The 8153-nt window shown below is 42.3% G+C and carries 8 protein-coding genes; 5 read left to right on the forward strand and 3 right to left on the reverse strand.

Going from position 1 to position 8153, the window contains the following annotated elements:
- Positions 1–678: 678 nt before the first annotated feature.
- From E1163_RS04720 to E1163_RS04730, 3 genes are all read right to left on the reverse strand, one after another.
- Positions 679–1566 (reverse strand): alpha/beta fold hydrolase, encoded by an 888-nt coding sequence (locus tag E1163_RS04720; protein ID WP_155170026.1) that lies wholly within the window; start codon positions 1564–1566, stop codon positions 679–681.
- A gap of 83 nt (positions 1567–1649) precedes the next feature.
- On the reverse strand, positions 1650–2261 hold the full coding sequence (locus E1163_RS04725; protein ID WP_155170028.1) for a hypothetical protein: 612 nt from the start codon (positions 2259–2261) through the stop codon (positions 1650–1652).
- Between the two features lie 53 nt (positions 2262–2314).
- Positions 2315–2908: a Crp/Fnr family transcriptional regulator gene (locus tag E1163_RS04730; RefSeq protein ID WP_155170030.1), complete on the reverse strand. Its 594-nt coding sequence runs from the start codon at positions 2906–2908 to the stop codon at positions 2315–2317.
- Between the two features lie 245 nt (positions 2909–3153).
- Here E1163_RS04730 and E1163_RS04735 point away from each other — a divergent pair, with 245 nt between their 5' ends.
- From E1163_RS04735 to E1163_RS04755, 5 genes are all read left to right on the forward strand, one after another.
- A complete protein-coding gene (locus tag E1163_RS04735; RefSeq protein WP_343033749.1) occupies positions 3154–4665 on the forward strand; it encodes a cobyric acid synthase in 1512 nt (503 codons plus the stop codon).
- Positions 4662–5681 (forward strand): pyridoxal phosphate-dependent aminotransferase, encoded by a 1020-nt coding sequence (locus E1163_RS04740; RefSeq protein ID WP_155170032.1) that lies wholly within the window; start codon positions 4662–4664, stop codon positions 5679–5681. The genes E1163_RS04735 and E1163_RS04740 overlap by 4 nt, the downstream gene beginning before the upstream one ends.
- On the forward strand, positions 5663–6592 hold the full coding sequence (cbiB, locus tag E1163_RS04745; protein WP_155170035.1) for an adenosylcobinamide-phosphate synthase CbiB: 930 nt from the start codon (positions 5663–5665) through the stop codon (positions 6590–6592). Before E1163_RS04740 ends, cbiB begins: the two co-directional genes overlap by 19 nt.
- Positions 6580–7143 carry an AAA family ATPase gene (locus E1163_RS04750; protein ID WP_155170037.1) on the forward strand — a complete coding sequence of 188 codons (564 nt, stop codon included), beginning with the start codon at positions 6580–6582 and terminating at the stop codon, positions 7141–7143. The genes cbiB and E1163_RS04750 overlap by 13 nt, the downstream gene beginning before the upstream one ends.
- Positions 7130–8153, forward strand: a 1024-nt coding sequence (locus tag E1163_RS04755) for an ABC transporter substrate-binding protein (RefSeq protein WP_155170039.1), incomplete at its 3' end; no start/stop codon positions are given. The genes E1163_RS04750 and E1163_RS04755, both read left to right, overlap by 14 nt.

An 8153-nucleotide genomic window follows, 5' to 3' on the forward strand; every position in this document is an offset into this window, starting at 1 on the left:
AAAGAAGCCGTCCCTAACCAGGGGACGGCCATAGACTGTTCTCGTTAAAACCAACTAAAAACGGAGTATAACAGCTTTGTTCAACCTAACCGAATAAGGTAAGGCAACTGCCATGCCAATACTTTAATGCGCAGGAATACTTGATTTTAAAGCAAAATATCAGCCTGATGAGTTTCAAATAAAGAAATATGTCCCAAATCGAGTAAATCCGTTTTGATTATTCTTTGGTAAGGAACCTATCTAATATAGCATCTGCTGCATGCTGATAGGTTGCATGTACCTTATTTTCGCTGATCATTTTCAAGGCTTGTTCGTTCAAGGTAAATATAGTTTAAAGGGGACAGCCTGTCTACTTTAGGAAATCTGTTTTCACTGGTGTGTTTAAGGAGGCCAAGCATCGGTTAAATTCGCTAACGTTTTACGAACAGAAGGGAGAGAATTGGATATACTGGTAATAAAAAAGCCGCCCTTTACCAGAGGGCGGCTTCTGACTGTTTTCGTTAAAACCAACTAAAAACGAAATAACAGCTTTTGTTCAACCTAACCGAAGAAACTAAAACAACAGCCGTGCCAACACGTAAGTGCTTTTAAAACGCATTTTTTAAGGTTAGCTGCCTCATTTAACGTCTCAAATAGAGAAATTTATCCCAGGTTGAACTAGTTGCTTATCTCGTTTTACTAATGCGTCTGATGTATTGATAACAAAATATTGTCTAATGCACTGTTAAAAAGCTCAGGATTTTCAACCATAGGGTAATGGCCTGTTGCACCGACCGACTCAATCTGGAATCCATTCTTACAATTTGCTTCCAGCCCCTCCACATAAGTAGGCTCAGCCGTGCTATTGATGAGGTAGAGCTTCAAAGGTAATTTTTGAAGCAGCTCAGCCGTGCTTCCAAAGCCCTGCATGAGGTCTTTTAATGACTTGTAGCCGATAGTAGGATCGGTGTTAGCTATGTCATTCATAACAGCTTTCTTTACTTCTGCCGGAGTAGAGGGCTGAAACAGCGTTTTCTCGGAGTATGCAGGAGCATTTTTTGTGAAATCACTTTCAAGTGCTTTGAAATAGTTTTCCAGATACTTCATATCCTCCGGAGAGAACTCTACACCTACAAATTTGAAGTTATCAACACCCACCAGCCCGATGACTTCTGACGGCAGATCCATGGCGACGTGTAACATGATATCACCTGACATCGAGTGGCCAATAACTACTACATTTTTAAGTTTTTCTTTTTTTATAAACCCAACTACATCATCTGCATATTCCTTAATTGTCCACTCCGTTCTGCCTTCTGCAGTAGATTTGCCAAAACCCGGCAAGTCCATGGCATATACATTATAGTCATTGCTGAAATGGGTTATCTGATCCTTCCAATAGCCGCTGTTAATGCACCAGCCATGTAAAAAAAGTAACGTTGTGTCGCCGCTACCACTTTGCAGGTAATTGATCTTTACTTTGTCGTTAATGCTGACTTGTTCTTTCTTCATTGGGTTTGGGGTTTGCGCGCAGGCTCCACCTGCTATCAACAGGCAGGTAGCCGCAGCTAGTATTAGTTTTTTCATGGGATAATTGTTTACGCAATAGTAATAGCTAAAACTGTCAACCCTATGTCAGCAGATAAAAAATATTTCTCTGTAATACCTGTTTATTTTCCTATCAGCACTTCATATTCAGTTGGCACAGTCACCCCTTGAAATTGATTGGTCAGCCCATAGAATATTAAAACAGTTAAAGCAACACCCACAACCAAGATCAATCCGGACTGCCGGGACGGTGATATGCCAAGGATGAACCGATTCATTTTCTTATGGTGAATAGCTGCTAAATGACCAAAAAATGAAAAGATGGCAAGACCATAATAAGGGATAAAAAACAAATTGTAAGGAAATGCATTTAGTCCGGCTACGCCAAAATAAAAGTTGGTGTCAAGGTGCAGCACTATCCTGCCGATGAAAATAGCGCTTAAATGGATAGTGAGGAAAACAGCCATATACAACCCCGACCACAGGTGTAATTTTTCATATTTGGAAGTAGTATATTTCCGATACCGCCTGAACAGTGTGAAACCAGAAAACATCTGAACAAAAACAGCGGCCAATAAAACCATTTCCGCAAAGAGGTTGCGATAAAAGTGCCGCAGTATGCTCATCATTTTAATGTGAGTATCAGCACCCCATATAGCAGTTATATGGTTGAACAAGTGCAGACCAATAAAAATGGTGAGTATAATGCCTGATAAGTAATGAATTCTCCTCATATTCTTTTGAGTTCAAAGATCAGGCATAAATGCTTGCGGGCATTTGACATAGATCAAATTCCATTTTTTGGATTGCGGATCCTGCTTAAAGTCTCCAGGGTAATACCCAGGTATGATGCTATATGGGTCAGAGGAATCCTTTGAGTAATATCGGGCCGGATCTTCAACAGGTTTTCATATTTCTGCAGCGCAGTTTCAAACTGAATGGACACCACTCGCTGTTGCAGTTGAAGGAGCGTTTTGGTAACCACAACTTTTGTAAGCCGCTCAAAATCATGGTATTTATCGGAGAGTTGCTCTACCTTATCCTTTGAAAGCTCCAATAAAATACCCGGTTCTAATATTTCAATAAAATGTGGACTGGGAACATCCAGAAAGAAGCTGTTGATAGCAGTTATAAAGTCATTTTCGAAAGCAAACCAGTCCGTAATATCTTTGCCATCTTTTAAATAATACGCTCTGGCGCATCCTTTAACAATAAAGTAGGTTCGATCCGCATATTGACCTTCTCGCACCAGGACAGCCGGCTTACTGAAAGTGAGTACTTTAAGAGATTCTGTCAGATCAGCTTTACATGACGTTGATAAGGGGGCATAGGTATCATTTATAATTTTAATGATTTGATGGATATCAATGTTTGCTTTCATTTGATAAACTCAGGGTATTAGACGGTCCCTTATGCTCAAAACTCGACACTATGAGCGTAACTTACCAAACCCAGACCAACTAAATTTGGCACCTTCCTTCTCACACAAGATAATATCGGATCAATTTATTGCACCAAAGAATTGTCAAACTTTATTGAGCTTAATCAGTTTAGTTATAATTTTCCGGCTCAATTTGACTCCGGGGATTAAGCCGGCTTTCCAAAAATCAGATAAAATAAGTAGTTGTGACAGATAAATTACGTCCCTTAATGTTTGTAGGCACAGGCTCTGACGTCGGTAAAAGTATCCTATGCGCAGGCATTTGCAGGATATTGAAACAGGACGGCTACCAGCCGGCACCCTTCAAGGGCCAAAACATGTCTAACAACAGCTATGCTACTCCGGATGGCAGAGAAATAGGAAGAGCACAGGCCGTGCAGGCTGATGCAGCCGGCCTTCCGCCTCATACAGACATGAATCCCATTCTGCTAAAGCCCAACAGTGACCAAACATCACAACTGGTCATCAATGGCAAGCCCGCAGGAAACCAATCTGCGCTTTCTTATTTCAGACAAACTGACCGCGATAAGCTTTTTGAAATTGTAATGGAAGCTTTTAACCGCCTTAGCCCACAGTATGCACCTATAGTAATAGAAGGGGCCGGAAGTATCTCGGAGCTGAACCTGAAAGCGCGGGACATCACCAACATGCGGGTAGCTCTGAAAGCAAACGCTGCTACTTATTTGATTGCAGATATTGATCGGGGTGGTGTATTTGGTAGCATATACGGTACACTGGAGTTGCTCACAGCAGAAGAGCGCAAACTGATCAAAGGCATTATTATCAATAAATTCAGAGGTGACATCAGGCTGTTTGAAGATGGCAAAAAGATACTGGAGGAGATCACCGGAGTACCCGTAGTCGGTGTGGTACCCTATTTTAGAGATATTCACATTGAAGAAGAAGACGCGGTGACTATCGTAAACAAGAATTTCTCCAGTAAAGCAATGGTCATCAATGTAGCTATCGTACTACTTTCAAGAATGTCAAACTTCACGGATTTTAATGCCCTGGAAAGAGACCCACGGATACACTTATACTATACCGACAAACCTGAGGAACTAAAAGAAGCTGATATCATCATTATTCCCGGCACCAAAAGTACCCTTGGGGATCTACAGGAAATACGTAAAAAAGGGCTGGTCAAAGAAATACTTTCAGCTTATACCAAAGGGAAAAAGGTTGTAGGTGTTTGCGGGGGTTATCAAATGCTGGGGCAGGAGATTCACGACCCTGATGGCGTAGAAGGAGCAACCAGTGCTATCCCGGGTATCGGGTTACTGCCTGTATCAACTACCATGCTGGGTAATAAAACAACCGAGCAGGTCAGTTTCAATTTCCTGTCCTCCACTGAAGATTGTTCAGGATATGAGATCCATATGGGAGAAACAGCGGTATTAGAAGGCAGCTCCCAACCCGTAAATCAGATCCATAACGGAAAGACTGATGGCTTCTACCTCAATGACAAATGCTGGGGCACCTACATACATGGTATTTTCGATAACCCTGTAGTGGTTGATCACTTACTTTCCGGGTTAGATGCCACCGAAGTAAAACTACAGTCACATCATGAATACAAAGAAGAGCAGTTCGATAAACTGGCTAGTTTGCTGCGCGAATGCATGGATATAGACTACATCAAGTCCACCGTAACGTCTCCCGTACTACATGACCACCAGGAGGAAAGCGATAGATGAGCCACGGAGACGATCTATACAATTTTGATTTTGACTTTAGGGCTAACTTCAGTTCTAATGTTTGGCATGGTGGCACACATCCGGCTTTAGTCGCCGCTTTGCAAAATGTACTCGGTAATTTACAGAGTTACCCAGCTCCGGATGCCCAGAGCCTTACTTCACAAATAGCACTTCATCATCATGTTGAAAGTGAAAATGTGGTGGTAACAAACGGCGCTGTAGAAGCCTTTTATTTGATTGCACATGCTTTTCGCAATAGCTCAGCAACCATTTACTTCCCTACTTTCTCAGAATATGAAGCCGCTTGCAGAAGCCATGCGATAAAGATAAATTACATGCCCAGACATAAGTTATCCACATCAGGCATTACCTCAACACTGGCTTTCATCTGTAATCCTAATAACCCTGACGGGCAAGTTACAACCAGAACACAACTTGACCTGTTGGTAAGCAGCCACCCGGACACCGTATTTGTTATTGATGAAGCCTATGGCGATTTTGTGATAGGCGATTCACCTTCTTGTGTGGATATGATCGGTGTGCACGATAATGTTATTATTGTTAAATCACTGACCAAGCTCTTCGCCATACCCAGCTTACGATTGGGGTACATGCTGTGTAGCCCGGCCATGCAGCAAAAAATACTAGCCTGTAAAATGCCCTGGAATGTTAACCAGATAGCCATAGAAGCAGGGAAGTTCATCTTTGACAACTATGAAAGCATCAGGCCGGATATCGATCAGCTTATGCAGCTATCGCAAAATCTTCGTAAGGAGATCGATGAGATTAAGGGACTTAGTATTTTACCCTCATCAACCCATTATTTTCTGGTCAGGCTTGATCGGCCCAAGGCTTCGGACTTAAAGCAATACCTTGCCTATGAGCACAGACTCCTGATCCGTGATGCATCTAATTTTTATGACCTCGATCAATATTATATCAGAATTTCTCCCCAAACAGAAGAAAAAAATCTGCTTTTAGTTAATGCGCTAAAAACATGGAGCAAAAGTATTTAGTCATACTTCCACTATTGCTGGGCTACCTGCTCGATCTCACGCTGGGAGACCCCAGGTGGTTGCCCCATCCCATCAGGTGGTTTGGCCAATGGATCAGCTTTGGAGAAAAACGCTTAAATAAAGGCAGCCTCAAAGTGTTAAAAGGGGCGTGCTTAACCATACTTTTGACCGGAGGCGTGTTTATATCATGCTATCTCCTGATAGAGGCTGTCCGACCCTATCTCTATGTTTATTATCCCATCACCTCAATCTTGCTTTTCTTTGCCCTCGCCAACAAAAGTCTTGTACAAGAGGGAAGGGCAGTATTCTCAGCATTAGGCCAAGATATTGAAGCAGGCCGGAAAAGGCTTTCCTGGATTGTAGGTAGAGAAACTGATCAGTTAGACGAAAATAAAATCCGACTGGCTGTATTTGAAACGCTTTCTGAAAATCTGAGTGACGGAGTGATAGCACCACTTTTTTATTATTCCATTTTCGGTGTTCCCGGAGCCTTGGCTTACAAAATGATCAATACACTCGATTCAATGATCGGATATAAAAGTGACCGGTATCTACACTTCGGAAGGTTTGCGGCAAAACTGGACGATATCGCTAATTTTGTGCCTGCCAGAATCACGGCTCTCCTGATGGTTGGATTAACAATGAGTAAAAGAGGCATGATATATATCGTCAATTATGGCAACAAACACAACAGTCCTAATGCAGGTTATCCTGAAGCTGCTCTTGCAGGAATTTTAAATTGTCGGTTCGGCGGCCCCAACTATTATCATGGAAAGCTGGTGCAGAAACCTTTCATCGGCACCAACGATAGAATGGTCGCATATAGCGAAATTGATAAAGTGGCTATGATCAATCATATGGTTACCCTTTTATTTGTCATCATAATTATTGGTATCCAATGGGTGATTTAGCTACAAACAGGTTTATCATTACAGGAGCCGCGAGCGCCGGGAAAACCACACTTATAGAAGAGTTGAGCAAAAGGGGATTCAATTGCTACGAAGAGGTTTCGCGTCGAATTATCAGACAGCAACTAAGCATTTCATCCAATGCGCTGCCATGGCATGACATGAAAAGGTTTTGTTCCCTCACGTTTGACACCATGATTACGGAGCATACTTATCAGGCTGATTCCACACTTAGTTTTTTTGATCGGGCCATACCCGACATCATTGCCAACCTGGACTCCCGGAAGTTACACATACCTGATAGTTACACACAGGCTGTTGTTGACGCCGGATACAACAAAAATGTGTTTGTTTTGCCCATACATCCGGCCATTTTCGTCAATGATAACGAACGCAGAGAAACCTATAAGCAGGCCGAAGAGATTTATCGATCCATCATCAAAGTTTATCAATCATTAGGATTTGTATTACATGAGATTCCGCTAATGCCTGTCGACCAGCGGGCAGAAATGGTACTCACTAAACTCCATACTTATAACTATGATATTGTTTAAAAACCCGATTATATGCAATGTAATTGCCATCCTCTGTTTAGGCACCCTTCTCAGATGTACGCCTGCACAAACAGAAGCTGCTCACACAAACCACACGCTCGAACTCACATATGCTAAAAGGTTTGATGCGAGCTATCTTGAGTCCGGAGCTGTTGAGGTAAAAATAAATGCTCCCTGGTCAAGCAGTGACAGCACCCTGGTAAAAACATTCAACATTGATTCCGGCTTCACCGCACAGTCCATAGTTTGCCTTTCTATAACGCATATCAACATGCTGACCGAACTCAACCTGCAAGATAAAATAGTGGGCATCCCGACCTATGAGGATGTTTTTGACGATAGCCTGAGAAGCTATTTTATAGATAGAGGTGTTCAGGAAATTGGCAAGAGTGGCTCACTAAACTATGAGCTTTTGATGAGTCTTAATCCTGATCTGATTATAGAATCTGCAGTAGGCAACTCCATGGATGTAAACCAAAAGCTTGAAGCACTTGGCCTTCCGGTAATTCTCTTCTCCGCACATACTGAAGATCATCCCTTAGGCAGATTGGAGTGGATAAAGTACCTATCACTGTTTACAAAAACCCAAAATGCCGCTGATGAACTATTCCAAAAACGTGTAATAAAATACAAATCGATAAAATCAGAGTGGAGTAACAAGGATAGTTCTACCACATTCTTCGTAGGTTATATGTGGAAAGACAATTGGTATGTGCCGGGTGGTAACAGTTATATGGCTCAGTTTATAAAAGATGCCGGGGGCCAATACGTCCTCGAAGAAGACTCCCAGTCTGGCAACATAAAACTATCGCACGAAACAGTGATCGAACTTCTTCGAAAGAGCGATGTATGGCTGCACCCGGGCTATCAGATTACAACCCTGGACCAGTTACAAGGGCGTAGCCTTCCTCCTGCATACTTTAAAAGGTTAAGAGTTTATAACAACAACCGCCAGCTCAATGAACATGGCAAAAATGACTTTTGGCAATCAGGATTTGTACACCCTGAAA

The organism is Fulvivirga kasyanovii (assembly GCF_009711405.1).
In the GTDB taxonomy this organism is placed as follows: Bacteria; Bacteroidota; Bacteroidia; order Cytophagales; family Cyclobacteriaceae; genus Fulvivirga; species Fulvivirga kasyanovii.

Excerpts from the sequence above, each read along its gene's own strand:
- E1163_RS04720 (WP_155170026.1), bottom strand. The coding sequence starts at position 1,566 with ATGAAAAAACTAATACTAGCTGCGGCTACCTGCCTGTTGATAGCAGGT.
- E1163_RS04725 (WP_155170028.1), bottom strand. The coding sequence starts at position 2,261 with ATGAGGAGAATTCATTACTTATCAGGCATTATACTCACCATTTTTATT.
- E1163_RS04730 (WP_155170030.1), bottom strand. The coding sequence starts at position 2,908 with ATGAAAGCAAACATTGATATCCATCAAATCATTAAAATTATAAATGAT.
- E1163_RS04740 (WP_155170032.1), top strand. The coding sequence starts at position 4,662 with ATGAGCCACGGAGACGATCTATACAATTTTGATTTTGACTTTAGGGCT.
- cbiB (WP_155170035.1), top strand. The coding sequence starts at position 5,663 with ATGGAGCAAAAGTATTTAGTCATACTTCCACTATTGCTGGGCTACCTG.
- E1163_RS04750 (WP_155170037.1), top strand. The coding sequence starts at position 6,580 with ATGGGTGATTTAGCTACAAACAGGTTTATCATTACAGGAGCCGCGAGC.